Consider the following 26,229-nt stretch of genomic DNA (forward strand, 5'->3'; position numbering starts at 1 on the left):
TTACTATTTAGTAGAAAGAGTGGTAAGCATGTTAGATTGGATGAAAAAGCTGTTTAACAAAGAGGAAGAACAAACAGCGATAAATAAAGAAGTACCAAAGCAAATCGAAAGTCAGCCGAAGATCCCTCGTGTAAACCACTACACTGAAGCAAGAGAAGCACAAATGGCAAGTCGGAATGCAGGTAAATGCCGTTTTCCATTAGTACCGGATAATGGGTTCGATGAAGAGGATGTTATAGCAACAGGGCATTTTGAAGAACAACCTGTTCAAGTTGTAACATATGAAAATCAGCCTACTCAAAGAGGGGTCAAAGTGGAAAGAAGTAGACGACAGTATGTGGAAAAAGTAGTTTCTACATATGAAGAGCCGGCAGTACAATATGAACCGGAGAGAGAGCCTGTCGTAAAGAAAGCATCTGCACCTTCGCAAGAAAGTAACCGTAGACCATTTCGTCCAACAGAAATGATCTCGCCAATTTACGGATATAATCGTCCTTCTGTAGAGAAAAAGGTAGAAAAGCAGGAGGAAAAAAAGGAAAGAGAAGATCTTGAAATATCTGTAGAGGGCAAATCAGTCGTTGATGCATGGTTAGAGAAAAAAGGATATACATTATCTGATTTCTCAGAAGGACAAGCAACGAATTCTTCCAGTCATGAAGGTGTTGATCAGCGAGATCAACAAAGTAAAAAGGAAGAAAAGTCAGTTGTCGATCAATGGCTAGAGAAAAACGGTTATGAAATTGAACGCCAAGAGCCTATAGTAGAAGAAAAAGAAGTGGTTCAAGAAATTAGTGCACAGCAGGCAGTTCCAGCGGGTGAAGTACCTCATCAAACAATTGCTGAGCGTATGGAAGATGCTAAGCAAGAAAGTGATGTAGTGGTCAAAAACATTCTACAAACAGAATTAGTAGATTCTAAAGTAGAGCACGAGGATACAATATTATCAGAAGAAACTAAACGTAATACAGAAATAGAACAACCTACTATTGAAGTAGAAAAGCAAGCTCCAGAAGAATCAGTGATTGTCAAAGCAGAAGAAAAACTTGAAGAAACAATCATCGTGGAAATACCAGAAGAAGTGGGAGTAATTGCAGAAGCGGAAATACCAGAAGAAGTGGAAGTAATTGCAGAAGCGGAAATACCAGAAGAAGTAGAAGTAATTGCAGAAGCAGAAGAGCTAGAAGAAGTGGAAGTAATTGCAGAAGCAGAAGAGTCAGAAGAAGTAGAAGTAATTGCAGAAGCAGAAGAGCTAGAAGAAGTGGAAGTAATTGCAGAAGCAGAAGAGCTAGAAGAAGTGGAAGTAATTGCAGAAGCAGAAGAGCTAGAAAAAGTGGAAGTAATTGCAGAAACAGAAGAGTCAGAAGAAGTGGAAGTAATTGCAGAAGCAGAAGAGCTAGAAGAAGTGGAACCTATAGCACTTGAGGAAACACAGCAAGAAATGGTTTTAAATGAAGCAATTGAACTAAAGAATGGATTCATACATGTTACTGAGGTTGATGAACAAACGAAAAAAGATGTTCAAAGCTTTGCAAATGTTTTAATTGCAGAAGAACAACAAGTTGTAGAAGAAGCGCCGATTGCGGAAGAGCAGTCAGTTGTAGAAGAAGCGCCGATTGCGGAAGAGCAGTCAGTTGTAGAAGAAGCGCCGATTGCAGAAGAACAACGAGTTGTAGAAGAAGCACTAATTGCAGAAGAACAACAAGTTGTAGAAGAAGCACGGATTGCGGAAGAGCAACGAGTTGTAGAAGAAGCGCCGATTGCGGAAGAACAACGAGTTGTAGAAGAAGCACGGATTGCAGAAGAACGACAAGTTGTAGAGGAAACACCGGTCTCAGAAGAGCAACCAATTGTACAAAAAGAAGAATCAAAACGTCAGAAAAAGCGCCATGTCCCATTTAATGTTGTTATGTTGAAACAAGACAGAACGCGATTAATGGAAAGACATGCGGCTAGAGTAAATGCAATGCAACCTTCTATGAGTGAACGAGTAGAGAATAAGCCTGTCCAACAAGTGGAAGAAAAGCCAATGCAGCAAGTAGTAGTGGAACCACAAGTGGAAGAAAGACCAATGCAACAAGTGGCAGTAGAACCACAAGTGGAAGAGAAACCAATGCAGCAAGTAGTGGTAGAATCACGAGTGGAAGAAAAGCCAGTGCAACAAGTAGTAGTAGAACCACAAGCGGAAGAGAAACCAATGCAGCAAGTAGTGGTGGAATCACAAGTGGAAGAACGTCCAGTGCAACAAGTGGTGGTAGAGCAAGTACAAAAGCCAACTTCAAGTACGGAAGTACAAGAGAAAGCATATGTTGTAAATCAAAGAGAGAACGATATGCGAAATGTATTGCAAACACCACCGACATATGCAATTCCGCCATTAACATTGTTGTCAATTCCGCAGCAGGCAGCTTTAGATAATACGGAATGGTTGGATGAACAGAAAGAATTATTAGATACAACATTTAATAATTTCCACGTTGGTGCACATGTTATTAACGTATCGCAAGGTCCAGCGGTAACTCGTTTTGAAGTACAGCCAGACCCAGGTGTGAAAGTAAATAAAATTACAAACTTAAGTGATGATATTAAACTGAGTTTAGCAGCGAAAGATATTCGTATTGAAGCACCGATTCCAGGGAAGAGTGCGATTGGAATCGAAGTTCCAAATAAAGAAAGTAAGCCAGTATTCCTTCGTGAAATTTTAAGAAGTCCTGTGTTTACAAAGAGCGAATCACCGCTTACAGTTGCGCTAGGACTTGATATTTCAGGCGATCCAATTGTAACGGATATTCGAAAAATGCCACATGGACTTATTGCGGGTGCAACGGGTTCTGGTAAAAGTGTGTGCATTAACGCAATTTTAACGAGCATTTTATATAAAGCGAAACCGCATGAAGTGAAGTTAATGTTAATCGATCCGAAGATGGTTGAGCTTGCACCATACAATTCTGTTCCGCATCTTGTAGCACCTGTTATTACGGATGTAAAAGCAGCGACAGCTGCATTAAAGTGGGCGGTTGAAGAAATGGAGCGTCGTTATGAATTGTTTGCGCACGCTGGTGCTCGTGATTTAACTCGTTATAATACGATTGTAAGTGGGCGAGAAATTCCAGGAGAGACATTACCTTATATCGTTATTGTCATTGACGAGTTAGCCGATTTAATGATGGTAGCACCTGGTGATGTTGAGGAAGCGATTTGTCGTATTGCGCAAAAAGCACGTGCTTGTGGTATTCATTTATTAGTAGCAACGCAGCGTCCGTCTGTAGATGTTATTACAGGTTTAATTAAGTCAAACATTCCAACGCGTATTGCGTTTACTGTATCATCTCAAGTTGATTCGCGTACGATTATTGATATTGGGGGCGCGGAGAAATTACTTGGCCGTGGTGATATGCTATTTTTAGGAAACGGTACGTCTAAACCAGTTCGTGTACAAGGTGTATATGTATCGGATGATGAGATTGAGAAAACAGTTGATCATGTGAGAAAGCAAATGAAGCCGAATTACTTATTTAAGCAAGAGGATTTATTAGCGAAAACAGAACAAGCTGAGTCGGAAGACGAATTGTTCTTTGATGCATGTCAATTTGTTGTAGAACAAGGGGGAGCGTCCACATCTTCTGTACAGCGAAAATTCCGCATCGGTTATAATCGCGCGGCACGTCTCATTGAAGAGATGGAATCGCAAGGGATTATTTCTGAAGGAAGAGGAACGAAACCGAGAGATGTCCTTATTTCTGAGGATGAATTCGCTGCTATGCAGGAAACAAATGTATAGTAAACGGTTTTGCTGTATACTAATAGAAAATGTTGGATAGTAAAGTAGGGAGTAAAGCGACATGAAAGAAATTGAATTAAAATTAAAAGGTGAAATAAATAGACTAACAAATAGAACATTTAAATTTGACGAACGTGTTGGAGAAGGTTGGTTCTCTGCCGTTTACTTTTTAAAGACTAGAGAAATCATTGAAGAATTTCGCCCGAAAAGTGTTGTGACGATGCAATTTTTCCAAAAGGAAAATGCAGTTCTTTGCGGAACAGATGAAGTGATTGCTTTGCTACAAACATTCGCCAAAAATCCTGAGGAACTTGAAATTAACTCTTTAAAAGATGGCGATAATATTAGTCCGTTTGAAACAGTGTTAACAATTCATGGTCCTTATGAAAATTTCGGATTTTTAGAAGGTGTCATTGATGGGATTTTAGCCCGTCGTACATCAGTTGCGACAAACGTATATAACGTTGTCCAAGCTGCGCGTAGCGTAGATAAAGAAAAACCAGTTATTTTCATGGGAGATCGTGACGATCATTATACGCAACAAGCTGGTGACGGTTATGCAGCATACATCGGGGGTATGAGCGCACAAGCGACGCATGCGATGAATGAATGGTGGGGTAGAAGTGGTATGGGGACAATGCCTCACGCATTAATTCAAATGTTTAATGGTGATGTTGTGGAAGCGGCAAAAGCATATCATAAGAAATTCCCAGAAGATGAATTAGTTGTATTAATTGATTACAATAATGATGTCATTACAGATGCACTTCGCGTAGCGCGTGAATTTGGATCAACATTAAAAGGTGTACGTGTAGATACGTCGCGCACGATGATTGATCAATACTTCATTCGCCACCCAGAAGTACTTGGAACATTCGATCCACGTGGTGTAAACCCATCACTTGTATTCGCACTTCGTAAAGCACTTGATGAAGAAGGATTCCAGCATGTAGACATCGTTGTAACTGGTGGATTTGATGAGAAGCGTATTCGTGAATTTGAAGCTCAAAACGTACCTGTTGATATATACGGAGTAGGAAGTAGCTTATTAAAAATGAATATTGGCTTTACTGGTGATAACGTAGAATTAAATGGAAAACCAGAAGCGAAAGCTGGTCGTAAATATCGTCCAAACCCACGTCTAGAGCGTGTTCAATTAGAAAAAAGAGAAGATATGTAAAAGAGAGAAAAACTGATAGGTGATTGACCCTATCAGTTTTTCTGTTATCATAGTATAGCGGCTTCTTTTTTGCTATAATGGATTTGTTATGGACATAAAAAAGAAGTACGTACGAGTTTATCCTGATAAGTGAAGGGAAAGAATAACTTCACTACATCAAAAATGTATGATGATTACCAAAATAAGAAAAGATTCATATACTGTCTTATAGATAGGCCGTTGTATTAGTTCGAAATGTTGGAGGTTCTTTAAGATGACAGTTTACCATTTTGTAGGAATTAAAGGAACAGGAATGAGTTCATTAGCTCAAATTCTTCATGACATGAAGCATACTGTTCAAGGGTCTGATTATGAAAAGCGTTTCTTTACACAAACAGCGTTGGAAAAGCGTAATATCTCGATCCTTCCTTTTGATAAAAATAATGTAAAAGAAGGACAAGTGATTATTGCAGGAAATGCATTTCCTGATACGCATGAAGAAATTGTAGCAGCAAAAGAATTAAACATCCCAGTACATCGTTACCATCACTTCTTAGGTGATCTTATGAACCAATACACAAGTGTTGCTGTAACTGGTGCACATGGAAAAACATCAACAACTGGTTTGTTAGCCCATGTAATGCAAGGTGCACACCCTACATCTTACCTCATTGGAGATGGAACAGGGCATGGGGTAGAAAATAGTAAGTATTTTGTATTTGAAGCTTGTGAGTATCGTCGTCATTTCTTGTCTTACAATCCAGACTATGCAATTATGACAAACATTGATTTTGATCATCCAGATTATTTCTCAGATATCAATGATGTATTCAATGCATTCCAAGAGATGGCATTGCAAGTGAAAAAAGGTATTATTGCATGTGGGGATGATGAAGAACTTCAAAAAATTCAAGCGAAAGTACCTGTTATTTTCTATGGATTTGGAGAAGATAATGATTTCCAAGCACGTAACATTCAAAAGAGAACAGATGGTACTATTTTCGATGTATTCGTTCGTAATACGTACTATGACACGTTCAAAATTACAGGATACGGCAACCACAGCGTATTAAATGCATTAGCAGTAATCGCGCTTTGCCATTATGAAAACGTTGATGTAGAAGCAGTTAAGCATCAGTTAACAACTTTTGAAGGCGTAAAACGTCGCTTTAATGAAAAGCCAATGGGAGAGCAAGTTATTATCGATGACTACGCACACCATCCGACAGAAATTAATGCAACGATTGAAGCAGCTCGTCAAAAACATCCAGAGCGTGAAGTTGTCGCTGTATTCCAGCCGCATACATTCTCACGTACAGAAAAGTTCTTAGATGAGTTCGCTGAAAGCTTAAGCAAAGCTGACCAAGTATACTTATGTGATATTTTCGGATCAGCGCGCGAAAACAAAGGTGAATTAACAATCGAAGATCTGCAAAAGCGTATTGACGGTGCAGAACTAATTACAGATACAACAACGGATGTATTAAAGAAACATAAAAACGGCGTTCTAATTTTCATGGGCGCAGGAGACATCCAAAAATTCGAAGCAGCTTACGTAAAAGAAGTTCAAGTTGCAGAGAAGTAATAGAAAAGACGCATAGCTGTGGCTGTGCGTCTTTTTTTGTTGTGTTCGATATATTTTAAAAAGCGTTAATCTGTTGATAGTGTTTATTCTTTTTGTATAGTTGTTTTAATAAAAAGATATATAGTGAACTAAAAAGTACATATCCGATTAAATAATAGAATGAAAATATATCGAATTGTTTTGTTATCATAATTCGAATCGCGAAGAATGCAAACGGAAGTGCAATTAAAACGCTAGTACTAAAGGAAATCATTGTTTTTAAAAATTTTAATTGCTTTGTATTCCAATGGTTTTCTCTACAGATGAACCAAATATTGCTTACGATAAAGGCTAATAAAAATGGTAAATTAGCTGAAATATTTATAAAGCCAAGTGCGATAGGTACTGATAAAGCAACGAGTGGAGCAACAGATAGCCCTGTAAAGTATTTAATAAATGTATTTGTAAATTGCTGTGCATCTTGAATAACGTCTGTATATTCTCCGGCAATTTCCTGTGCTAATTCTTTTGGAGGAAGAAATTCTTCAATCACTTGTGAAGGGATGCTTGCTAATGGTATCCCTTCATTTTCTTTACTTAATGCATTTTCATATAAATCGGATTTGATTTCTAGCACATGTTGTTCTCTTGCTGAGGTAGGTAAGTTCATTAAACCTTTGTCGAAATCCTGTAAGAAAGAAGCAATGAGTTCATTTGAAAAGAATTGTTCCTTGTTCATTTTTTATCCTCTCCTTTAGCTAGTAACATTAGAGCATGATACACTGCATCATAATCATGTAAGCGACTATGTAAAATTTCTCTCCCTTCGTCTGTAATTCGATAGTATTTTCTTTTTGGGCCATCACCGGACTCTTCCCAATAGGAAATAGCCCAATTGTTTTTCGTGATTCGATTTAATATGGGGTAAATCGAACCGTTTGGGATATGAAACACAGGGATATCTTGTAATGCACTTGTAATTTCGTATCCGTACATAGGTTGTTTACTTATTAAAGACAAAATAGCAAGATCAAAAACACCTTTACGTAATTGAATTATAAAATTATCATTTTTTTCCATGCTTTAACTATATATGACTCATATCTAGATATCAATCATATATAGTGGGTGTTCATATATATAATTTAAAATAAAGTGTGAATATTTAACAATTTATATCTGTAAGTGTTAGAATAATAAGAAAACTAAAAGGGAGCTAAAAAACATGTTCACACTTCGAGTAGACGATGAAATCGAATTACAGTTATTAGAGAAGCATCATAAAGAGGAACTATATCAATTAATAGACCAAAACCGTAATCATTTACGAAGATGGCTTCCTTGGGTAGATGGGATGAAATCAGCTGGTGCGTATGATGAGATTTGTCCGATGTGGTTAAAGAAGTTTGCAGAGGGAGACGGTTTTGAAAGTGGCATACGTTATAAAGGAAAGCTCGTTGGGATGGTAGGCATTCATCCGGTAAGTTGGGGGAAGAAAGCGGCCAGTCTCGGATATTACCTGGCAGAAGATGCTGGCGGGAAAGGTATTATGACGCGTAGCGTGAAGGCTGTACTTCAATATGCATTTGAGAATTTAAAATTAAATAAAGTGGAAATTAGATGCGGTGTTGAAAATGTGAAAAGCCGCGCTATTCCAGAGCGTTTAGGTTTTAAGTTAGATGGTATTTTAAGAGATGATGAATGGCTATATGATCATTTTCACGATATCGCTGTATATAGTTTACTAGCTTCAGAGTGGAAGGAGATTCGATGAACGAGAAGATACGCATTATTCCGTATGAAAGTACGTTTCAAGATGAAGTAGTAGATCTTATCGTTCATATTCAGCAAAAAGAGTACAATGTCCCCATTACGAAAGAAGAGCAGCCAGACCTGCTTGAAATAGAAACATTTTATCAAAGGAATCATGGAAACTTTTGGGTAGCAACTTATGATGATAAAGTAGTTGGAACAGTAGCTTTATTAGATATTGAGAATCAGCAAGTAGCGCTAAGAAAAATGTTCGTAAAAAAAGAATTTCGCGGAAAAGAATGGGGCGCATCACATAAGTTGCTCCAAACAGCAATTTCGTGGGCTGAGAATAAAAAGCTGAAAGATATTTACTTAGGAACGACAGTGAAATTTTTAGCAGCACATCGCTTTTATGAAAAGAATGGTTTTCAAAGTGTGGATATAGAAGATTTGCCAAAAAGTTTTCCAGTGTTACAGGTGGATAAGAAATTCTATAGATATATTGTTTAAGAAGGTCATGTAGAAATGGCCTTTTTTTATGAACTAAAATGGAAAAAGTGGTATAATTTGGGTTAGGGGGTGCGTGTATGAACATTCCGATTCAAAGAAGTAAATCGGTAGTAATTTTCGTTTGTCTCACGTTAGTTTTTATGTTCGTATATCCACTTGTCATGATTATCTCAAATAAAGAGCAGTGGATGTCAGCGTTAATTGGAATGGGTTTATGTTTCCTTGTAAATGTACCACTCGTTTGGGAAGTATTTATTAAAAAGCACAAAGTAGAAAATGGGGTATTAAAGTACGGTATTTTAAATGACGATATCGTATTGAAAGAGATACGAATCATTCGTCAAGTTGGGAAATCCCTTGAAATTACGACGAATACATACAAAGTACATATGGTTGCGATGCCGCAACATATGGAGCAGTTTTTATCGCTTGTAGAAAAAGAGAGTCCACATGTGAAAATAGAAATGGTAGGTAATAAATGAAAAACGCTCGGAGAAAATTCCGAGCGTTTTTATTTATTATTTTAAGTTCTCTGGATTTAAAGCTTCTAGTTCAGATACAACGAAGCGTCCGTCTTTACGGATTAGTACGTCGTCGAAGTAAATTTCGCCGCCGCCGTATTCAGGGCGTTGGATGCATACTAGATCCCAGTGAATGTTCGAGTTGTTACCGTTCCATGCATCTTCGTAAGCTTGTCCAGGTGTAAAGTGGAAGCTGCCATCGATTTTTTCATCGAATAGGATGTCTCCCATTGGATGTAAGATGTATGGGTTTACGCCAATTGCGAACTCACCAACGAAGCGTGCGCCTTCGTCTGTATCGAAGATTTTGTTAATGCGCTCTGTATCGTTTGCAGTTGCTTCAACGATTTGACCGTTCTCAAATTTAAGTTGTACATTTTCAAATGTATAACCGTTGTAAGGAGATGGTGTGTTGTAAGAAACTGTACCATTAACAGAATCGCGAACTGGTGCAGAGTATACTTCACCGTCTGGAATGTTTAAATGACCTGAACATTTAATAGCTGGAATATCTTTAATAGAGAATGTTAAGTCAGTTCCAGGGCCAGTTAGGCGAACTTTATCAGTTTTATTCATTAATGTAACAAGGCTATCCATCGCCTTATCCATTTTACCGTAGTCTAAGTTACAAACTTCGAAGTAGAAGTCTTCGAAAGCTTCTGTGCTCATTTTAGCAAGCTGCGCCATAGAAGCATTTGGGTAGCGAAGAACAACCCAGCGCGTTTTCGGAACGCGGATGTCTCTATGAACTTTCTTACCAACTGTTTGACCGTGAATTTGCATTCTTTCACTTGGCACGTCAGCTTGTTCGTTAATGTTATCGCCAGAGCGAAGACCGATATAAGCGTCCATATCTTTCATTACGCTTGCTTCATATGCAGCGATTTGTTCAAAATGTTCTTCAGTAGCACCCATTAATAAAGAGCGATCTACTTGATGATCTTTTAAAGAAACGAATGGGAAACCACCAGCTGCATATGCTTCTTTTACAAGTGCAGTTACAAGTTCTTTTTGTAAGCCAAAGTTTTCAATTAATACTTTTTCGCCTTTTTGTAAGCGGATAGAGTAGTTAATTAAATTGTATGCTAACTTTTCAATGCGTGGATCTTTCATATGTAAAGCCTCCCTACTAATTATGTATCCTCTCCTATTGTAACCTACTTAGTGGAATTTGTTGAATCATTTATGTTAAAGTTAACGAATAAGTATGAAAATTCTAATGAAAAGATAGGGATTAGAACGAAACGGAAAATGATTGTATAATAGGGGAAAGTATGAAAAAGATAAAGGAAGTGATGAAATGCAAGTTCTTTTATATGTAAGTGCGGCTATTATCGCGGTTGCTTTCGCTGTATTAGTAGTATATGTATGCAGAACGTTGTTATCGGTTCAAAAGACGTTAGAAAACGTTGCAAGCACGTTAGAAGGTTTAGAAAAGCAAATGCAAGGGATTAGCGTAGAGACGGAGCAATTATTACATAAAACAAATGCGTTAGCTGATGACATTCAACAGAAGTCACAATCATTAAATAAAGTAGTATCGGGTGTAGATGGAATTGGAACGACAATCCATTCTTTAAATACGAAACTTCGTAATGTATCAGATTCTGTTACGGACGAAATTGAAAATAATGCCGATAAAGTAGCGCAAGTTGTACAGTGGAGTAGCGCAGCAATTGAAGTATACAATCATTATCGTGCGACAAGACAAGAGAAAAAGGTTGAAAAAGAAGAGCGTAAATTAGAAAGACTTGAGAAAAAAGCTGAAAAGAAAGAAAAGCGCTCTAGACTTCGTATGAGAGGTGAATCGTGATGAATATGACAAAAATTGAAGCAATTGAAGAACTTGAAGTATTAGTAGAAAAAAACGAGCCTTATGTTCTTTTTAAACATAGTACGACATGCCCGATTAGTCACGGTGCATATACAGAATTTCAAGCGTATTGTAGTGAAGAAAGAGCAGTACCAGCGTATTACTTATACGTACAAGATGCGAGAGATGTTTCGAATCGTGTTGCAGAACAGTACAGCATTAAACATGAATCTCCGCAAGTGTTATACATAAAAGATGGGATGGTAGTATGGAATACGTCTCATTGGAACATTAAAAAAGACGCTTTAGAAGAGAATATTAAGTAAAAAGAAGCAAGCGAAAGGTGCTTGCTTCTTTTTTTTGTTTTTGTTGAAATATATTTAATGGTACACTGTTATTAGTTCAAATTAAATAATTAGATTGTTGAAAGTAGGTTTTAAGTAATGAAGAAAATGGCATTATCCTTCGCGGTCGTAAGTTTATTACTAGGAGCTTGTAGTAATGATACGATTAGTAAGAAGGATGAAGTTATACAGAAGGATACGAAAGAAAAAAGCATGATTCCGAGAACTGCTGTTTCTAAAGACTATTATAGAACTGTAATTCCTTTAAAAGAACAAAAGGTTATCAATACAGCTAATATAACAACAAATTCTAAATTAGATTTAGCAGAGTATGAAAATGGTTTAATGAATATTGCAAAAGAGCAATTTGATACAGAAAATCATGTACTACAATTAAATCAGTATATTCCGGAGAAGTTAGTTGATGAACTAGTCGCAAAAGTAAAAGCACCCGTTTTGACAAATATTATAGAACAAGACTATTTCGGGAAGCAGAATTCAAATGAATTAAGTTTATCTGGCGTTGTGATCGGGTTAGCCATGTCTTCAAGTGTATCGAATGAAGAAGCTATGTCTAAGGGTACTGAAGTTGCCAAGCAACTTATTGAAGCGATTAATAAAAATGACAAGTATAATAAGTCTCCAATTACGTTTGCTATCTTTAAGCAAGAAAGTACAAGTTCTTTAAAAAATGGGACGTATATTGCTAGTGCTACCGTTCAAAAGAATGATACGAACCTTGGAAATTGGAGTACGATCGATGAACAAGCATATTCATATCCTTCTGATGAATTTAAACAAGCACATGGAGAAGATAATACAAAAATAACTGAATTTGCTGATGCGATGAAAGGTTTTTCTCCGGCAGATTTTATCCCAGTAAATGCTAAAGTTTCTTACAAGAAAAATCAGATGGATACATTAAATATGAATATCGTTATTAAATATAACGGTAAAACAGAATTAATGGCTCTTACTCAAATGGCTGCTCAAAGTATGTTAGAAAAATTACCTAAAGATGCGAAAGTACAATTGCAGATAAAGTCCGAGAGTAAAATTGAGGCAATTATTATAAAAGAGAAAAACAGCGAAAAACCGTTTGTTTCCTTCTTATAAAAAAAGACAGTGTTTAAACTGTCTTTTTTTATTGTAAGTGAAAAGGTACGATGGGAAGGAGCGCCGCGTAATACGCTTCCTATATCCGCTGCGCCGATTTTAAAGAAAGCAACACATTTACCTGTCGTTGCCGATATAACGCATTCTACAGGGTGATGTGACCTTCTATTGCCAGCCCAGATCCAGCGCGCATCAAATGAATATCATTGTCGGTTTCTGTCGGTAAGTCGATATATATAAATCGCCGATATAAATTTCATTTACTAACGTACGGCTTAATATACAGTTTGTACTCATGGGATATCTATTTTTTTACAAAAAATGCCCTTTTTTTCATAAAAAATACGAAAATACGAGAAAAGAAGCGAATTTTTTCGAAACTTTTGCGGGAAAATATTGTATGAGCCTGCGTTTTTATCGTATCATTAGTAAAAGGAAGAACTCGGGACGATTGGTGGCATCTGCAAATAGAGTTGATGTCTTTTTTTCATTCAAGTAACCGATACATAAAAATAGATAACAAAAATAGAAGGAGTGTGCGATGAGATGAACGTAACAATTTATGATGTAGCGCGTGAAGCAAACGTTTCAATGGCTACCGTATCTCGTGTAGTGAACGGTAATCCAAATGTAAAGCCTACAACAAGAAAGAAAGTATTAGAAGCGATTGATCGTTTAGGGTACCGCCCAAATGCGGTAGCACGTGGACTAGCAAGTAAGAAGACAACTACAGTAGGTGTTATTATTCCTGATATCTCAAATACGTTTTATGCAGAACTTGCTCGTGGAATTGAAGATATCGCAACAATGTACAAATATAACATCATTTTAAGTAACTCTGACCAAAACAAAGAGAAAGAGTTCCATTTATTAAATACGATGCTTGGAAAACAAGTGGACGGAATTGTTTTCATGGGTGAAGATATTACAGACATTCACATTGAAGAATTCAAAAAGTCTCCAGTACCAATCGTATTAGCAGCGTCATTTGATGAGCAAAATGAAACGCCATCAGTAAATATTGATTATACGCAAGCAGCTTACGACGCAATGAAGCACTTTATTGAGCAAGGGCATACGCGTATCGGTTTCGTCTCTGGTCCTTTCATTAATAAAGCGGGAAGCGCGAAGAAGTTACAAGGTTATAAAAAAGCTTTAGAAGAAGCAGGTATTTCATATGATGAAAATCTTATAATCGATGGAGATTACACATATGATTCAGGTATCGAAGCATTCGAAAAGCTTTGGAGCAGTGATGAAAAGCCAACAGCAATCTTCGTATCTTCTGACGAAATGGCACTAGGTGTAATCCATGCAGCACAAGACGCTGGATTAAACGTACCAACTGATGTAGAAGTACTTGGTTTCGATAATACACGCCTTGCATTAATGGTTCGTCCGCAACTTTCAACAGTTGTACAACCAATGTATGATATCGGTGCAGTAGCAATGCGTCTATTAACAAAGTATATGAACAAAGAAAAAGTGGAAGATCACACTGTTATCTTACCTCACCGTATCCAATTTAGAGATTCAACGAAATAAGTATAAAAAAGCTCACAGCAATTGCTGTGAGCTTTTATTCGTATTCAGGGTAGTATGTTTTAACTATTGTATCTACCGTTTCATTTTTTTTAACGTGTAAAAATCTTGCGTACAACTCTGTTCCTGTTTCAAATGAAGTATCATTTAATTCAAATACATGTAACACTTTTCGAAACTTCCATGTGACTTGTTCACCGTACACATTATCGTACGATTCTTCAGAGTGTATAGCTATTTTTTTGCCTAATTCGTGAGCTTCCTCTAGGTCGTTTGCTTTAACGAGGATAATACTTTCTTCAAAAAGTTTATCGTGATTTTCTTCATAATGCTCATCCACTTTCGTAGGATGAGGCTCACCAGAATGAACAGATTCAAATAATAATTTTACAGCGTACATATTATGCTGCATGTTTCACCTTATAAATAATACTTGCGACAAGCGAAGCAGGTATTGTAAATACGTTGCTTTGATAATGATAGTGTATTTGGGATTCTTCATAAGACATGTTGTCATATAGTTCGTTTTGTGACACGTTCATTTTTTTCTGTTTTTTCTTTAATATCTTAATATAGTTGTACTGTATTGGGACGAGAATGATGAAATAGGCTAATACGATTAGTGAAATCCAAATCATTATGAACACTCCCTTGTAAAGAATATTTATATATGGTAATTATATCGATTTATATAAAAAATATCCATTTTTTTGGTGGTCAATTTTCTTTCCAAAATGCAAAAAGTTCTTCAGGACTTCGTAAATTATGTTCCAGGCATGTTTGTGTGCAGTGCGCTTAAAACTTTGTATTAACTGTTCTAACCTAGAAGGATTATATTGTTTTACATTGCCAGCAATAATAATTTCATCTTTGTCTAAGTTAAGTGATAATTTTAGTAAAGTTATATTTGTTTCTAATTGTACAACTTAGACATAAAAAAAACTTTGTGTCTAAGTCGATTGTAATATAATCGAATCGCTCTACCTGTTTAAAATATCCTACAATATCATATTCCAATTGAAATCCTCCCGAGTATATGGCCTATTGGTGACTTCGCTACAAAATGGTATTGTTCCTTGTTATATGTCACATAAGTGCAAATTTAACTATTATAGGGCAATGTCATGTATAATAGAAAGAAAAGGCTTGTGAGGGGGGAGAAGAGATGATCGTTCTTTGGATAATTACGCTTTGTATGACTGCTATTTTTGCATATATGACGTTAAAACAAAATGGCTTAAAGCGATTTGTTCCAGGAAGTATTCTTGCAGGAATTGCCCTTATCACGTATGTAATTTCTATTTTTATTGAAAGTGTATCAGTGGACATGAGCACAAGTTTAATGTTCATGGGTATTACACTATTTGCAGGTAGTATTATGGTACTTATGGTTGCAGGTATTATTTTATTTATTCATATGAATTCGGAAACGTTATAGAATATAGAAAAGGCATGTCCCGAGGGGCATGCCTTTTTATCCGTTCAATTATGCTCTATCTTTAGAAGAATTTTGTTGTTTTAATAAGTCGCGAATTTCGCTAAGAAGAACTTCTTCTTTTGTTGGTTCTGGAATTTCTTCTGTCTTTTCTTCTTCTTCTCTTTTAGATGTTAGTTTGTTGAACACTTTAACGAACATAAAGATAGAAGCTGCAATAATTAAGAAATCAAAAATAGTTTGGATGAAGTTACCATACATAACAGCAGATTTACCATATCCAAAATGTAAATCTGTAAAGTTAACGCCACCTAATACCATACCAAGTAATGGTGTGATAATATCTTTTACTAAAGAACTAACGATTTTACCAAATGCAGCACCGATTACAACCCCGACAGCTAAATCGATTACATTCCCTTTGAATGCGAATTTTTTAAACTCGTTCCACATGTGTTAATCCCATCCTTTCCACGATTCAATATGAAATTTATAATTCCTATCAACATATTCTATAGAAATTTGTGAGAGAAATAAAGAGGAAATGGGAATGAAAGTAAATTCTGAAAAATGTATCCGTTTTAATTTTTGTTTACATTCTCCAGTAGAGATTGCAGCAGCTGCTGCGTTTTTAATCCTTCTAATCCATCTACAACAGGCTTTGTATCTCCTTGTACACATTCAATAAAATGATGAACAGCATCTTCAAAACCACGTTGTTTTAACGTCGTATCCCATGATGGTGAACCAATCTGAGAAACTGCATTTTCCTGCTCAACTTCAAATGTGTTCATATTTTTTACGCGAATGATTTTACCTGTCGTTACAAGTTCAATTTGTTCTAAATTTGTACCGGCGTGGCGATGCATTGCGGTAGAAAGTAACAGTCCACTTGGCGTTGTATATGTGTGATGTCCGTAAAGAAGTTCATTCTTTTCATTTATTTGCATCATATTATGAACGACGTTAAGATCATCATTAGCTAACCAGCGAGCAGTATCTACAATATGTAAGTAATCATCTAACATAGTAAAGTCGTACGTATATGGCCCCACTTTATTTGTGCGGTGTTTTTCAATTCGAACCCATGAAATATTATGAGCTTGCTCTTTTGCAGCAACATACATAGGAACGAATCGGCGATTAAATCCGACCATTAACTTTCTGTTATGCTTTTCGCTCAACTCGACTAGTTGCTCAGCTTGTTCCACTGTAGCTGCTAGCGGCTTATCAACATAAACGTCAATTCCTTTTTTCAGAAGTTCAGAAACGATTTCATAATGTGTAGCAGTTGAACTATGGACGAAGATTGCATCACATTCTGAAGCCAACGTTTCAATAGAATGAAAGTCTTGAATGCGGTATTGGTGGCAAACTTGTTTCCTTTTCTCCGCGTTAGGTGTAAACGCCCCTACAAAATTCCAATCTGTTTCTTTTGTAAGTGTTGGAAGATAGGCCTTTTGCGCAATACCTCCAAGTCCAATCATCCCAATTTTAGGTTTATTCATGTTTATTCCCACCGATACGATAAACTTAACTAAATCTATACAATTCAATCAAATTTACACAAGTTAGTGCTTCATCGTGTTCTCGCAGCCCCAAAGGGACGAGGGGTATAACACTCCACACGAGGCAGTATCGTTACCTCCTATTATCAAGCATTTATTTTACCCATCTTGATAAATTTATCGACGCATTTACATCCCTATCGTGATGGCTATTGCACCCAACACAACACCACTCACGTATTTTTAAACTCCACTGTCCTTCCGGTTGAACTGAATGGTTGTATTTTACTCCGCAACATGAACAAATCTTGCTTGAGGCGAACCATTTATCAGCTTTTACATACGCAATGCCGTACTTCTCGCACTTGTATGACAAACATTGAAAGAAGAAGTTTAATTTTTGAAAGGAAAGTGCCTTCGATAGTTTTTTGTTTTTTAACAGGTTTGAGATAGGTAAGTCTTCCACAACAATTCTCCTTGGTTTGGTTTTCACCAATTTAGCTGTTGCTTGATGGATATGGTTATTTCGGATATTCGTAATTTTCCTAGATAACCGCAGGTGCTCAGTTTTAGCTTTTTCATATCCGGCAGATTGAATTTTTACACCTTTTTTAAATCTCCTAGACATATCTCTTTGCGCTGACTTTTTCCTTCTCAAAAGTTTTTTAACCTTGGCATCTTTGTTTATATTTCGTTCTTTCGTACCATTAGAAGCTACAAACAGCTCTTTTAAACCAACATCCACACCAATCGACTCATTGGTTAGTTCTTGGGATTCAAAGTTTTCTTGGAACCCTACACTCATCCACCAGTGACGACCATCAAAGGTAACTCTTGGATTGGATGGTTTTTTGTTTCGTGGTAGTTGTTGGCTTGTTTTCACTTCTCCAATGGACTGAATATAAACTACTTTCTTTCCTATAATCAGTCTTTCATAATTGGCATAAAATCCTTGAATTAAATCTTTTTTGGATTTATAAGAAGTGTGATAACCATTTTTGTACTTTTTGAACGAATGTTTCCTCGCCGTATCAAAATCTTTTGAAGCCTGTTTAGGAACTTGTGCATTAATGTCTTTTAACCACTCATATCTCTTTCGCTTCTTGATCTTTGTAAATCGTTTCTGTAAAGCTAACTGTGAAACAGATTTTCCAAATAGCTTATAATATCTATCACTCATTCTTTTACAATAGTTATAAGCAAATCTTGCAGCACCAGCATGGTTTCTAAGCACTTGTTCTTGTTCAGGCGTTGGAATCTGTCTGACTTTCTTCGCCAATATCATCAGAATTTAACTCCTTTACTGTGCGAATATTCGAGCACTTATCTTTTAGATAACGAAAGATTGATTCTTCTGAATGGCAGCGTGTTCCACCAGCATTCTCCTGAGACTACTCGGATACAAACCTGTTAATTCCGATACTTGACTAACTCGTGAAAATTTCATTATTATTCTCACCTCATTGAACCTAACATAGCACATACGTTCGACAAGTTCAATGAAGTTTGATAGATTCAATAAAATTTATCTTGTTCAACTAAGGGCGCAATTCCTTAGCCAGTTCTCTTATGAACTTCTCATATTTTCACATGAGCGCAGACTATATGTTTATCTCTTTAGAGATAGAGGATTTTTCCACCACCATAGGCTTGTGGTGTACTCTCGTCAGTTATACGAGATAGTCGTTGAACGTTCATCTTATCACTTTTGACTTAGATGATTCGAGGCGGAAGACCCATTGTTCTAGTGTTTAGGATTTAACCTTGCACCATCTGATTGATTTTTTCTGCTTTCGCAACATTCACGCTCACCATTTCTAGCCACGTTGTAGTTCAATCAGCTTTAGGGATTGCCCGCAGTTAACCCTCACTACTAGCCAATCACTTGACTAGCAGGGCTTACTGATATATTTAATTAACTTTGGTTATAATTTGTTAAATAAATCGTAACAGTTAGTTACCCTATTAATATTGATGTAACGGCTTAAATGTAGCATAGGATGGGAGAGGAAGGCAAAAATTAGCTTTTTACTTACGTCCTTCTAACAAAATCTTCTCTATCTCTTCAAAGTTATGAGCGCGAGCATGCTCTAACGGGGTAACACCATCGTTGTCTGGAATATTTACATCTGCACCGTGTAGCGCTGTCTCCATGCTTGTCATCTCCTTTTTAACTTCTTGTTCTTGTGAGCAACCTTGTAAAAAAATTACGCAACATAACATGCTTAATGTTTTTTTGAACATGGAATTTCAACCTCCTCATTTCAACTGTAAAAGAAGAACATTAAATTTTTATAAACTGACGCTAAAATTACTATAAAATCGCTTGAGTATTTGAACATATATTTTTATGCTTATGAATAACATGGTTTGTTAAAGTGAGGATGTAACATATGTCTATTAAAACAAGATTTTTATTCTCTTATATCGCTGTTATTCTCGTTTCCATCACGCTCATATTAGTCGCGGGATTTTTAATTGTTTTTTCTATAACAGGAGACTTGGAATCAGTGAAAAATTTCTATAAAAGTTCCTATATTCAAAAGCCGCTTACGCCAGAAGAAGAGAATACGTATATTGAATTGAAATTAGCGGCAAAGAAAAATCAATCACAACTATTAGATGAATCGTTCGTTTCATCACTTGAAAAAGAAGGGGTGAAAATAGTTGTAAGAAAGGGAGAAACCATTTCTTATGCTACAAAAATATTTGAAGGTGTATCTTTAAAAGAAGCCATTCCGAAATTTGAATCAGCAAATATTAATAGTCGTGGTACAACAGAACTAGGCGATACATTTTATCGATATGTAAAATTTGATTTTTATTTTCCCGGAGATGAAGAAGGGAGTATATTTGTACTAAAAAGGCAAAGTTCATTTGTAGATCTTACACAAAAATTATTTCCAATTTTATTCGTAGCACTTTTACTGTTAGCGATATTACTCATTGGATTAGTAAGTTATTTCGTCTCAAGAAGTGTGATAAAACCAATTTTTGTGTTGAAAGATGCGACTGGGAGAATTAAAGAAGGGAATTTAGATTTTCAAATTCCAGTTACATCCCATGATGAAATCGGGCAATTAAATCAAGGGTTTGAGGAAATGAGAAAGAAATTAAAAGAGTCGATAGAGATGCAAACGCAGTATGAAGAAAATCGAAAAGAGCTCATTTCCAATATATCTCATGATTTAAAAACACCGATCACATCTATTATCGGATATGTAGAAGGCATAAAAGATGGAGTCGCAAATACGCCAGAGAAAATGGATAAGTATTTAACGACCATTCATACGAAGGCAAAACATATGGATACACTTATTGATGAGCTCTTTTTGTTTTCGAAGCTTGATTTGAATCGAGTTCCCTTTCAGTTTGAAACGATAGAGTTAAACGTGTTTATGCAGGAATTATTAGAAGAGATGCAGATGGATTTAAGTGAGGAAGGTATAGAAGTTTACTTACAATTACATTCATCACCACTATATGTAACGGCTGATTGCGAAAAGATAAATAGAGTGATATCAAATTTAATTCATAATAGTGTGAAATACATGGATAAAGAAGAGAAGAAAATTACTGTAACAGTATTGAGTGATAACAATAAAGTTATTGTGAAAGTGATGGACAATGGGGCAGGTATAGAAGCTGATACGCTGCCGTATATATTTGAGCGGTTTTATCGTGCAGAGCAATCGCGAAATTCTAGCACAGGTGGAAGTGGACTTGGCTTAGCGATAGCGAAACAAATTGTTGAAGAACATGGCGGAGAAATTTGGGCGGAAAGTAAGCTTGGGGAAGGTACAAGTATTTTCTTCTCATTGAAAAAAGTACAGGAATGTGGTGAGTAGAATGAAGAGAATTTTACTAGTAGAAGATGAAATAAGTATTGCAGAATTACAGAGAGATTATTTAGAAATTAGTGATTTTCAAGTCGATGTAGAACATTCAGGAGAAGTAGGTCTACAAATGGCTCTTCAGGAAGATTATGATCTAATTATTTTAGATATTATGCTTCCGAAAATGAACGGTTTTGAAATTTGTAAACAAATACGTGCTATAAAAGACATTCCGATTTTACTTGTTTCAGCAAAGAAGGAAGATATAGATAAAATTCGCGGACTCGGTTTAGGAGCGGATGATTATATAACGAAACCGTTTAGCCCGAGTGAATTAGTCGCAAGGGTAAAAGCTCATATTTCTCGTTATGAAAGATTATCAGGAAATGTGAGTAAGCAACGTGATACGTTATACATTCACGGAATTTCTATTGATCAGCGAGCGAGAAAAGTTTTTATAAACAATGAAGAAATTGCGTTTACAACGAAAGAATTTGATTTATTAACATTCTTTGTAACGCATCCAAACCAAGTATTAAATAAAGAACAGTTATTTGAACGTATTTGGGGACTAGACTCAGCTGGTGATTTAGCTACTGTCGTTGTTCACATTAGAAAACTACGCGAAAAAATTGAAAGAGATCCCGCCCACCCGCAATATATTGAAACAGTATGGGGAGCTGGTTATCGCTTTAACGTGTAATGCACCTGCCGAGTAATTGGCAGGTTTTTTATGTTATTTGAACGAAAAGGGAATAATAGGTAATTTATGTTAAAATATAAAGAGAGATAAAACATAGGGGAGTATGAGAGGGCGTGCGACATTTTGAGAGATACATTAAAAGATAATAAATTAAACAAGGCTTTAAAGATTGGAACTAATATCATACTTATCTTATTAATTATCGGTGCAATACAAATGTTTTATGATGGAGATTCTACGAATGATCATTTCGGTTGGTTATTTATGATGGTCTTTTTTGGAATTAAAATAATTTCTAGTTTTATGATAAGTTTAAAAGAAGGAGATAAAAAGGCAGTATTATTTGATGTAGGTTTAATGATTTTTTTGTTCTTCTTGTTGTTTCTAGTGTGAAATATTTCTTTTGAAGGTTAATATATTCATTAACGAGGCTTTAATGGAATAAGCCTCGTATCTTTCTATGTTATTTAATACTTACGTCTGATTGTAAAAAATCACTCTATATTAGGTATTTTTCTTTGAAAATAGGACTTAATTCACTCCAAACATCAAATTTATTACCATCTAAATCATAAAAAACAAAATTCTTCCCAGCATGCCCTCTGTTTTCAATCTCTCCAACTAGAATTTCCTTTTCAATAAATTCACTATGAATTGATTCTAGTACATGTAATCCGTTAACTTCGAATGTTATAGAAAAGCGTTCTTCACCGTGAAAATCAAAAAAATTTAAGGTTTGATTATCTTGGGATTTAACTAGAAAAAAGCTTTGATTTGCAAAGTTAATAATAGCTTTGTCTTCGTCTTTAAAGTTCAACTCTGCTCCCAATTTATTTACATACCAGTTTAAAGAAAGCTCTACGTTGGTAACTGGAATATAAGTCGTTCCAACTCTTAATAATTTTTCTTTCACCCTATTTTCCTCCTTTAGCAAAACAGCACTAATAAACTTGTTCTCTCTTCCTAGACTTATTGCCTTTGTTAGTCCTTAATTTTCTTTTTAATCCCAAAAAATTCTTGAGTAATAGAAGTAAACCGACTGGATTCTTCTAAAAAAGGATAATGGTTACTCTCCTCAAATATCACAAAGATAGAATTACGTATGCCATCATGCATCTCAATAGAATACTGAATTGGGCACTGTACATCATGTCTTCCGCATATAATAAGTGTCTTTGTTTGGATGGAAGGTAAATGCTCTCTTAAATCAAATGAAGGATATTCATTGGCGAAAGCATTCATCCGGCTAGCGGACATTGTTTTTTGGATTGGTTTACTAAAATAAGAGTTGTAGTTTTCTGGTTTATACAATGATAATTTTGTTCTATTAGTAGATAGTTTTTTTCTTTCTGCATTTGTAAGGCGAGGGGTTTTTAAGTTTTCGATGAGCTTTTGCATATAATGAAACTGTGGATGTGTCGGGTGATAAATACAAAATGGTGTTTCGGTATAGTTACTTGCTGCAGCTCCAACGATGACTAATGATTGTAAGGAATTTGGATATGTAATCGCATATAAAAGCCCAAGCATACCGCCTGTTGAGTGGCCAGCGAAATGCCATGTTGGGAGTTGTAAAGCTTCCCGTATTGCTTCTAAGTCGTGAACGGTTTCAATCATACCTAATTCTTTTTCTGAATTGGCTTTTGCTGAGTTACCAGCGTTTCGTAAATTAATGAGCAATACACGATGCATAGCAGTGAAAACATTCGCAAAGTAATCACCAGTTTCATTAAATTGTGAATAGTGATGTGTAATGCAAAGCGGTTCGCCACTTCCTTTTGTAAAGATTTCAAATGTGCCACGTTTCGTGTTGATTATTTGTTGTGTCCACATAATATCACGACCTTTTCTCATAAAAGTTGGACCACTTAATTATGAAATAAAATATATCAGCGATTTTCGAAATATATCGGCGGTTATTAAAATATATCAGCGATTATCAAAATATATCGACTTACCGACAGAAACCGACAATAATAGCAAGCTATAAATAAAAGGAGGCTATTCAAAAACGAGCCTCCTTTTCGTTTAGTACAAAGATTTTGTCATATTATTCCGAATTATTTCAAGGGATTTCGTTACAGTTAATGCGTTCTTTTCTTCAATTTCTGGTTTACGGGGGATCGGTTTATACATGTTGTCTGGATCTTCCCATGTGAGGGGAAGTTCTGTTTCAGCTTGTCCTTTCCAAGCGTCAATCCATTCTGGAGGGAGATAACCTGAGATGTTTTGGATGTTGTTCATTTCGAGCCAAATGAGTGCCCAAGCTCTTGGGACGACGCGCCAGTGGTCATAGCCACCGCCGCCGACAGCGATCCAGCGACCTTCGCAATATTCATTAGCGATTTCGCGAGCGAGCTTCGGTATTTCACGGTAAATATTCATCGTTGCGCAAAGGTGTGTAAGTGGGTCGTAATAATGTGCGTCAGCGCCGTTTTGCGTTAAAATAATATCCGGTTTAAAGTATGCGGCAACTTCTTTTACGACAGTGCGATATGAATTTAAAAACGATTCGTCTTCTGTAAAGGCATCGAGTGGAACGTTAAAAGAATAACTATAGCCATTACCTTGTCCGCGTTCATTTACAGCACCAGTTCCAGGGAATAAATAACGCCCAGTTTCATGTAGTGAAATGGTGCATACGTTAGGATCGTCGTAAAAAGACCACTGTACACCATCACCGTGATGAGCATCTGTATCAATATATAAAACACGTAAACCGTATTTTTTCTGTATATATTTCATTGCGATGGAACTATCGTTATAAATACAAAAGCCAGATGCCTTGCCGCGGAAGCCATGATGTAAGCCACCGCCTAAATTAAGTGCGTGTTTTACTTTCCCGGAAAGAACAGCGTCGACAGCAGTTAACGTACCGCCAACGAGTAATGCGCTTGCTTCGTGCATATTTGGAAACATCGGTGTATCTTCTGTTCCGAGTCCATATGTCATCGCAATTGATTTTTCTAACTTACCTTCTCCAGCACGTTTTACCGCATTTATGTACTCCTCTGTATGAACGTAGGCGATCTCTTCATCTGTAGCCATCCGTGGTGAGATGATTTGGGAGGGAGAGATAAAACCGCCCTTTTGTAATAAATCATACGTAAGTGTGACGCGTAGTTGGTTAAAAGGATGATCAGGGCTAAACGAATAGCCCCGAAAGTCATCCGAATAAATAAACGCGCTACTCATGCTTGCATCCCCATAATGTTCGGCCATAATACGCGGTAGCCTTCTGCTTCAAGTGCATCAATCACTTTTAGCGGATTCATCGTTTGAATGCGGAAAACGAGTACTTTATCATTCTCATCTTTTGCTGGATAGACGAGAACGCTCACGATATTTATTTGCAAATCACTAAAAATAGCAACGACTTTTCCAAGAATACCAGGTTCGTTTTTTACTTGAATTTCAATTTGTGAACTTGGTTGATGTGCTCCTGTTAATTTCACTAACGTGTGCAGTACAGTAGATTCAGAAATGATTCCAACTAGCTTGCCAGCCTTTGTAACAGGGAGACAGCCAATTTTATTTTCAAAAAATAAAGTAGCAATTTCTTCAACGAAATCGAGAGGATGGCAAGTCATTACAGGATGTTTCATAATAAGTTCAAGTGGTTGCTTCAGCATATCGAGTGAAACTTGTTCATCTAAAATAGACGGACTTGCATCTCTTACATCCCGATCAGAAATAATGCCTACGACATGATTATTTTGATCGACAATTGGAATGTGCCGAATGCCTTTCGTGCGTATCGTTCGGATTGCTGTTTCGATTGTATCGTTTGGATGTAGTGTCACCACATCTTGATTCATAATTTCTTCTACAATCATTCCAGTTGCCCCCTTTATTAATACATAAAACGATTGTGAAAACGTAGACGATCAAATGCTTGAATAGAATCCGTATCAACGCGTTTACCGATGCGGACCATTAAACAGTTAGCAGGATGTGAACAAATTTCAGGATCATCTGTAGCCATCCATTGTAAGCCACCAGCATTCATCATCTTTTCCATTACTTTTCGGTACTCCCAAACATTTAAGCCTGTTTGTTTTAAATCCCAGTGCCAATAATATTCAGTCGTCAATATAATGTAATCTTCCATATAATCGTCCATCATTGAAACTTCTAATAAGTTCTTTCCGACAGCGCAACCGCGGAAGGCGGGGACAACTTCAATTGCCCCGAGTTCAATTAAGTTTTCAATCTTTCCTTCTGACCATCGTTCGAGCGGATCAGGATATAAGTATGTAACATATCCAACAATCGTTTGGTCATGTCTTGCAATAATGAGACGAGCTTCTGGTAATTTAGAAATTTCGACAATTGCTTTATATTGCTGCTCGGCAGGACGAAACGCAACTAAATCGGGATGAAATTCATACATTTCTAAGTTATGTGTAGAGACAGGACCTTCAATAATTAAAGTGCCTTTCGCTGTTTTTAAGTTTCTAGCATTATATATTTTTTTATGAATCAATGTATTACTCACCACCTTGAGGGTTTGTGAATCTATTAATATCGTACTTTATAATATATGCGATGTGAATCGAAATTTGTCATTAAAAATTTGTCTAAAAATCAACAAATATACTGAAAATTTTAAATAATATCATTATAATAGATAATAGAATACATAGGA

28 protein-coding genes and 1 pseudogene are annotated in these 26,229 nt (G+C 36.3%); 14 read left to right on the top strand and 15 right to left on the bottom strand.

Annotation, left to right across the window (positions count from 1 at the left end; all coding sequences use genetic code 11):
- Positions 1 to 28 precede the first annotated feature (28 nt).
- From JDS99_RS15125 to murC, 3 genes are all read left to right on the top strand, one after another.
- Complete coding sequence (locus JDS99_RS15125; RefSeq protein ID WP_199695300.1) at positions 29 to 3,778, top strand: DNA translocase FtsK; 3,750 nt, start codon at positions 29 to 31, stop codon at positions 3,776 to 3,778.
- A gap of 61 nt (positions 3,779 to 3,839) precedes the next feature.
- On the top strand, positions 3,840 to 4,958 hold the full coding sequence (locus JDS99_RS15130; RefSeq protein ID WP_000658380.1) for a nicotinate phosphoribosyltransferase: 1,119 nt from the start codon (positions 3,840 to 3,842) through the stop codon (positions 4,956 to 4,958).
- Between the two features lie 253 nt (positions 4,959 to 5,211).
- Positions 5,212 to 6,522, top strand: coding sequence for a UDP-N-acetylmuramate--L-alanine ligase (gene murC / locus JDS99_RS15135; protein WP_000219461.1), 1,311 nt, complete (start codon positions 5,212 to 5,214; stop codon positions 6,520 to 6,522).
- Positions 6,523 to 6,577: 55 nt separating this feature from the next.
- Here murC and JDS99_RS15140 read toward each other — a convergent pair whose 3' ends face one another.
- Both JDS99_RS15140 and JDS99_RS15145 read right to left on the bottom strand, forming a co-directional pair.
- The gene (locus tag JDS99_RS15140; protein ID WP_199695301.1) at positions 6,578 to 7,240 is read right to left on the bottom strand and encodes an HAAS signaling domain-containing protein; all 663 of its coding nucleotides are present in this window, start codon (positions 7,238 to 7,240) and stop codon (positions 6,578 to 6,580) included.
- Entirely contained in the window at positions 7,237 to 7,581 is a 345-nt protein-coding gene (locus JDS99_RS15145; RefSeq protein WP_048544504.1) for a PadR family transcriptional regulator, read from the bottom strand. The genes JDS99_RS15140 and JDS99_RS15145 overlap by 4 nt, the downstream gene beginning before the upstream one ends.
- 145 nt (positions 7,582 to 7,726) lie before the next feature.
- Here JDS99_RS15145 and JDS99_RS15150 point away from each other — a divergent pair, with 145 nt between their 5' ends.
- The 3 genes from JDS99_RS15150 to JDS99_RS15160 all read left to right on the top strand — a co-directional run bounded on the left by JDS99_RS15150 (position 7,727) and on the right by JDS99_RS15160 (position 9,245).
- The gene (locus JDS99_RS15150; protein WP_088610261.1) at positions 7,727 to 8,275 is read left to right on the top strand and encodes a GNAT family N-acetyltransferase; all 549 of its coding nucleotides are present in this window, start codon (positions 7,727 to 7,729) and stop codon (positions 8,273 to 8,275) included.
- A complete protein-coding gene (locus JDS99_RS15155) occupies positions 8,272 to 8,763 on the top strand; it encodes a GNAT family N-acetyltransferase (protein WP_088064589.1) in 492 nt (163 codons plus the stop codon). The genes JDS99_RS15150 and JDS99_RS15155 overlap by 4 nt, the downstream gene beginning before the upstream one ends.
- Before the next feature lie 77 nt (positions 8,764 to 8,840).
- A complete protein-coding gene (locus JDS99_RS15160) occupies positions 8,841 to 9,245 on the top strand; it encodes a PH domain-containing protein (RefSeq protein WP_088610260.1) in 405 nt (134 codons plus the stop codon).
- A gap of 36 nt (positions 9,246 to 9,281) precedes the next feature.
- Here the strand turns inward: JDS99_RS15160 and JDS99_RS15165 are convergent, their stop codons facing one another.
- Positions 9,282 to 10,397, bottom strand: a complete 1,116-nt coding sequence (locus tag JDS99_RS15165; protein ID WP_046956172.1) for an aminopeptidase — start codon at positions 10,395 to 10,397, stop codon at positions 9,282 to 9,284.
- A 187-nt stretch (positions 10,398 to 10,584) separates the two neighbouring features.
- Between JDS99_RS15165 and JDS99_RS15170 the strand changes: the two genes are divergently transcribed.
- The 4 genes from JDS99_RS15170 (at position 10,585) to ccpA (ending at position 14,102) form a co-directional block, all read left to right on the top strand.
- On the top strand, positions 10,585 to 11,097 hold the full coding sequence (locus tag JDS99_RS15170; RefSeq protein ID WP_001197725.1) for a DUF948 domain-containing protein: 513 nt from the start codon (positions 10,585 to 10,587) through the stop codon (positions 11,095 to 11,097).
- The gene (ytxJ, locus tag JDS99_RS15175) at positions 11,097 to 11,423 is read left to right on the top strand and encodes a bacillithiol system redox-active protein YtxJ (protein ID WP_046956174.1); all 327 of its coding nucleotides are present in this window, start codon (positions 11,097 to 11,099) and stop codon (positions 11,421 to 11,423) included. Before JDS99_RS15170 ends, ytxJ begins: the two co-directional genes overlap by 1 nt.
- Before the next feature lie 117 nt (positions 11,424 to 11,540).
- Positions 11,541 to 12,557, top strand: a complete 1,017-nt coding sequence (locus JDS99_RS15180) for a CamS family sex pheromone protein (RefSeq protein ID WP_088610259.1) — start codon at positions 11,541 to 11,543, stop codon at positions 12,555 to 12,557.
- A gap of 546 nt (positions 12,558 to 13,103) precedes the next feature.
- The gene (gene ccpA, locus JDS99_RS15185; RefSeq protein ID WP_001103309.1) at positions 13,104 to 14,102 is read left to right on the top strand and encodes a catabolite control protein A; all 999 of its coding nucleotides are present in this window, start codon (positions 13,104 to 13,106) and stop codon (positions 14,100 to 14,102) included.
- 34 nt (positions 14,103 to 14,136) lie between these two features.
- Here ccpA and JDS99_RS15190 read toward each other — a convergent pair whose 3' ends face one another.
- The 3 genes and pseudogenes from JDS99_RS15190 to dhp61 all read right to left on the bottom strand — a co-directional run bounded on the left by JDS99_RS15190 (position 14,137) and on the right by dhp61 (position 15,116).
- Positions 14,137 to 14,499, bottom strand: coding sequence for a DUF4288 domain-containing protein (locus JDS99_RS15190; protein ID WP_137012498.1), 363 nt, complete (start codon positions 14,497 to 14,499; stop codon positions 14,137 to 14,139).
- A 1-nt stretch (position 14,500) separates the two neighbouring features.
- The gene (locus JDS99_RS15195; RefSeq protein WP_088064585.1) at positions 14,501 to 14,737 is read right to left on the bottom strand and encodes a DUF3949 domain-containing protein; all 237 of its coding nucleotides are present in this window, start codon (positions 14,735 to 14,737) and stop codon (positions 14,501 to 14,503) included.
- Positions 14,738 to 14,816: 79 nt separating this feature from the next.
- A pseudogene (gene dhp61 / locus JDS99_RS15200) lies at positions 14,817 to 15,116 on the bottom strand (protein Dhp61).
- A 148-nt stretch (positions 15,117 to 15,264) separates the two neighbouring features.
- Between dhp61 and JDS99_RS15205 the strand changes: the two are divergent.
- Positions 15,265 to 15,537: a DUF3917 domain-containing protein gene (locus tag JDS99_RS15205; protein WP_000636592.1), complete on the top strand. Its 273-nt coding sequence runs from the start codon at positions 15,265 to 15,267 to the stop codon at positions 15,535 to 15,537.
- Between the two features lie 48 nt (positions 15,538 to 15,585).
- Here the strand turns inward: JDS99_RS15205 and mscL are convergent, their stop codons facing one another.
- From mscL to JDS99_RS15225, 4 genes are all read right to left on the bottom strand, one after another.
- Positions 15,586 to 15,987 (bottom strand): large conductance mechanosensitive channel protein MscL, encoded by a 402-nt coding sequence (gene mscL / locus JDS99_RS15210; protein ID WP_000267007.1) that lies wholly within the window; start codon positions 15,985 to 15,987, stop codon positions 15,586 to 15,588.
- A gap of 128 nt (positions 15,988 to 16,115) precedes the next feature.
- Positions 16,116 to 17,042 (bottom strand): Gfo/Idh/MocA family protein, encoded by a 927-nt coding sequence (locus JDS99_RS15215; protein WP_088610258.1) that lies wholly within the window; start codon positions 17,040 to 17,042, stop codon positions 16,116 to 16,118.
- A gap of 154 nt (positions 17,043 to 17,196) precedes the next feature.
- Positions 17,197 to 18,327 (bottom strand): RNA-guided endonuclease InsQ/TnpB family protein, encoded by a 1,131-nt coding sequence (locus tag JDS99_RS15220; protein WP_199695302.1) that lies wholly within the window; start codon positions 18,325 to 18,327, stop codon positions 17,197 to 17,199.
- Between the two features lie 743 nt (positions 18,328 to 19,070).
- A complete protein-coding gene (locus JDS99_RS15225) occupies positions 19,071 to 19,286 on the bottom strand; it encodes an ankyrin repeat domain-containing protein (RefSeq protein ID WP_088064581.1) in 216 nt (71 codons plus the stop codon).
- A 149-nt stretch (positions 19,287 to 19,435) separates the two neighbouring features.
- Here JDS99_RS15225 and JDS99_RS15230 point away from each other — a divergent pair, with 149 nt between their 5' ends.
- The 3 genes from JDS99_RS15230 (at position 19,436) to JDS99_RS15240 (ending at position 21,974) form a co-directional block, all read left to right on the top strand.
- Positions 19,436 to 20,890, top strand: a complete 1,455-nt coding sequence (locus JDS99_RS15230; protein WP_098089157.1) for a sensor histidine kinase — start codon at positions 19,436 to 19,438, stop codon at positions 20,888 to 20,890.
- A 1-nt stretch (position 20,891) separates the two neighbouring features.
- Positions 20,892 to 21,581, top strand: coding sequence for a response regulator transcription factor (locus JDS99_RS15235; RefSeq protein WP_000821767.1), 690 nt, complete (start codon positions 20,892 to 20,894; stop codon positions 21,579 to 21,581).
- A 123-nt stretch (positions 21,582 to 21,704) separates the two neighbouring features.
- A complete protein-coding gene (locus JDS99_RS15240; protein WP_097908099.1) occupies positions 21,705 to 21,974 on the top strand; it encodes a hypothetical protein in 270 nt (89 codons plus the stop codon).
- A 106-nt stretch (positions 21,975 to 22,080) separates the two neighbouring features.
- Here the strand turns inward: JDS99_RS15240 and JDS99_RS15245 are convergent, their stop codons facing one another.
- The 5 genes from JDS99_RS15245 to acuA form a co-directional block, all read right to left on the bottom strand.
- Positions 22,081 to 22,494: a VOC family protein gene (locus JDS99_RS15245; protein ID WP_000660174.1), complete on the bottom strand. Its 414-nt coding sequence runs from the start codon at positions 22,492 to 22,494 to the stop codon at positions 22,081 to 22,083.
- 68 nt (positions 22,495 to 22,562) lie between these two features.
- A complete protein-coding gene (locus JDS99_RS15250; RefSeq protein ID WP_199695303.1) occupies positions 22,563 to 23,435 on the bottom strand; it encodes an alpha/beta fold hydrolase in 873 nt (290 codons plus the stop codon).
- Positions 23,436 to 23,609: 174 nt separating this feature from the next.
- The gene (acuC, locus tag JDS99_RS15255) at positions 23,610 to 24,776 is read right to left on the bottom strand and encodes an acetoin utilization protein AcuC (protein ID WP_000092828.1); all 1,167 of its coding nucleotides are present in this window, start codon (positions 24,774 to 24,776) and stop codon (positions 23,610 to 23,612) included.
- Complete coding sequence (locus JDS99_RS15260) at positions 24,773 to 25,417, bottom strand: acetoin utilization AcuB family protein (protein WP_000634566.1); 645 nt, start codon at positions 25,415 to 25,417, stop codon at positions 24,773 to 24,775. Before JDS99_RS15260 ends, acuC begins: the two co-directional genes overlap by 4 nt.
- Positions 25,418 to 25,434: 17 nt before the next feature.
- Positions 25,435 to 26,067 (bottom strand): acetoin utilization protein acetyltransferase AcuA, encoded by a 633-nt coding sequence (gene acuA, locus JDS99_RS15265; RefSeq protein ID WP_063222474.1) that lies wholly within the window; start codon positions 26,065 to 26,067, stop codon positions 25,435 to 25,437.
- Positions 26,068 to 26,229: the final 162 nt, after the last annotated feature.

This window comes from Bacillus cereus group sp. N6 (assembly GCF_016483705.1).
Taxonomy (GTDB): domain Bacteria; phylum Bacillota; class Bacilli; order Bacillales; family Bacillaceae_G; genus Bacillus_A; species Bacillus_A wiedmannii.

Excerpts from the sequence above, each read along its gene's own strand:
- JDS99_RS15260 (WP_000634566.1), bottom strand. The coding sequence starts at position 25,417 with ATGATTGTAGAAGAAATTATGAATCAAGATGTGGTGACACTACATCCA.
- JDS99_RS15220 (WP_199695302.1), bottom strand. The coding sequence starts at position 18,327 with ATGATATTGGCGAAGAAAGTCAGACAGATTCCAACGCCTGAACAAGAA.
- JDS99_RS15195 (WP_088064585.1), bottom strand. The coding sequence starts at position 14,737 with ATGATTTGGATTTCACTAATCGTATTAGCCTATTTCATCATTCTCGTC.
- JDS99_RS15180 (WP_088610259.1), top strand. The coding sequence starts at position 11,541 with ATGAAGAAAATGGCATTATCCTTCGCGGTCGTAAGTTTATTACTAGGA.
- acuC (WP_000092828.1), bottom strand. The coding sequence starts at position 24,776 with ATGAGTAGCGCGTTTATTTATTCGGATGACTTTCGGGGCTATTCGTTT.
- murC (WP_000219461.1), top strand. The coding sequence starts at position 5,212 with ATGACAGTTTACCATTTTGTAGGAATTAAAGGAACAGGAATGAGTTCA.
- JDS99_RS15140 (WP_199695301.1), bottom strand. The coding sequence starts at position 7,240 with ATGAACAAGGAACAATTCTTTTCAAATGAACTCATTGCTTCTTTCTTA.
- JDS99_RS15225 (WP_088064581.1), bottom strand. The coding sequence starts at position 19,286 with ATGTTCAAAAAAACATTAAGCATGTTATGTTGCGTAATTTTTTTACAA.
- JDS99_RS15125 (WP_199695300.1), top strand. The coding sequence starts at position 29 with ATGTTAGATTGGATGAAAAAGCTGTTTAACAAAGAGGAAGAACAAACA.
- JDS99_RS15130 (WP_000658380.1), top strand. The coding sequence starts at position 3,840 with ATGAAAGAAATTGAATTAAAATTAAAAGGTGAAATAAATAGACTAACA.
- ccpA (WP_001103309.1), top strand. The coding sequence starts at position 13,104 with ATGAACGTAACAATTTATGATGTAGCGCGTGAAGCAAACGTTTCAATG.
- JDS99_RS15155 (WP_088064589.1), top strand. The coding sequence starts at position 8,272 with ATGAACGAGAAGATACGCATTATTCCGTATGAAAGTACGTTTCAAGAT.
- JDS99_RS15235 (WP_000821767.1), top strand. The coding sequence starts at position 20,892 with ATGAAGAGAATTTTACTAGTAGAAGATGAAATAAGTATTGCAGAATTA.
- JDS99_RS15150 (WP_088610261.1), top strand. The coding sequence starts at position 7,727 with ATGTTCACACTTCGAGTAGACGATGAAATCGAATTACAGTTATTAGAG.
- JDS99_RS15145 (WP_048544504.1), bottom strand. The coding sequence starts at position 7,581 with ATGGAAAAAAATGATAATTTTATAATTCAATTACGTAAAGGTGTTTTT.
- mscL (WP_000267007.1), bottom strand. The coding sequence starts at position 15,987 with ATGTGGAACGAGTTTAAAAAATTCGCATTCAAAGGGAATGTAATCGAT.
- JDS99_RS15205 (WP_000636592.1), top strand. The coding sequence starts at position 15,265 with ATGATCGTTCTTTGGATAATTACGCTTTGTATGACTGCTATTTTTGCA.
- JDS99_RS15230 (WP_098089157.1), top strand. The coding sequence starts at position 19,436 with ATGTCTATTAAAACAAGATTTTTATTCTCTTATATCGCTGTTATTCTC.
- JDS99_RS15160 (WP_088610260.1), top strand. The coding sequence starts at position 8,841 with ATGAACATTCCGATTCAAAGAAGTAAATCGGTAGTAATTTTCGTTTGT.
- JDS99_RS15165 (WP_046956172.1), bottom strand. The coding sequence starts at position 10,397 with ATGAAAGATCCACGCATTGAAAAGTTAGCATACAATTTAATTAACTAC.
- JDS99_RS15215 (WP_088610258.1), bottom strand. The coding sequence starts at position 17,042 with ATGAATAAACCTAAAATTGGGATGATTGGACTTGGAGGTATTGCGCAA.
- ytxJ (WP_046956174.1), top strand. The coding sequence starts at position 11,097 with ATGAATATGACAAAAATTGAAGCAATTGAAGAACTTGAAGTATTAGTA.
- JDS99_RS15170 (WP_001197725.1), top strand. The coding sequence starts at position 10,585 with ATGCAAGTTCTTTTATATGTAAGTGCGGCTATTATCGCGGTTGCTTTC.
- JDS99_RS15190 (WP_137012498.1), bottom strand. The coding sequence starts at position 14,499 with ATGTACGCTGTAAAATTATTATTTGAATCTGTTCATTCTGGTGAGCCT.
- JDS99_RS15250 (WP_199695303.1), bottom strand. The coding sequence starts at position 23,435 with ATGAGAAAAGGTCGTGATATTATGTGGACACAACAAATAATCAACACG.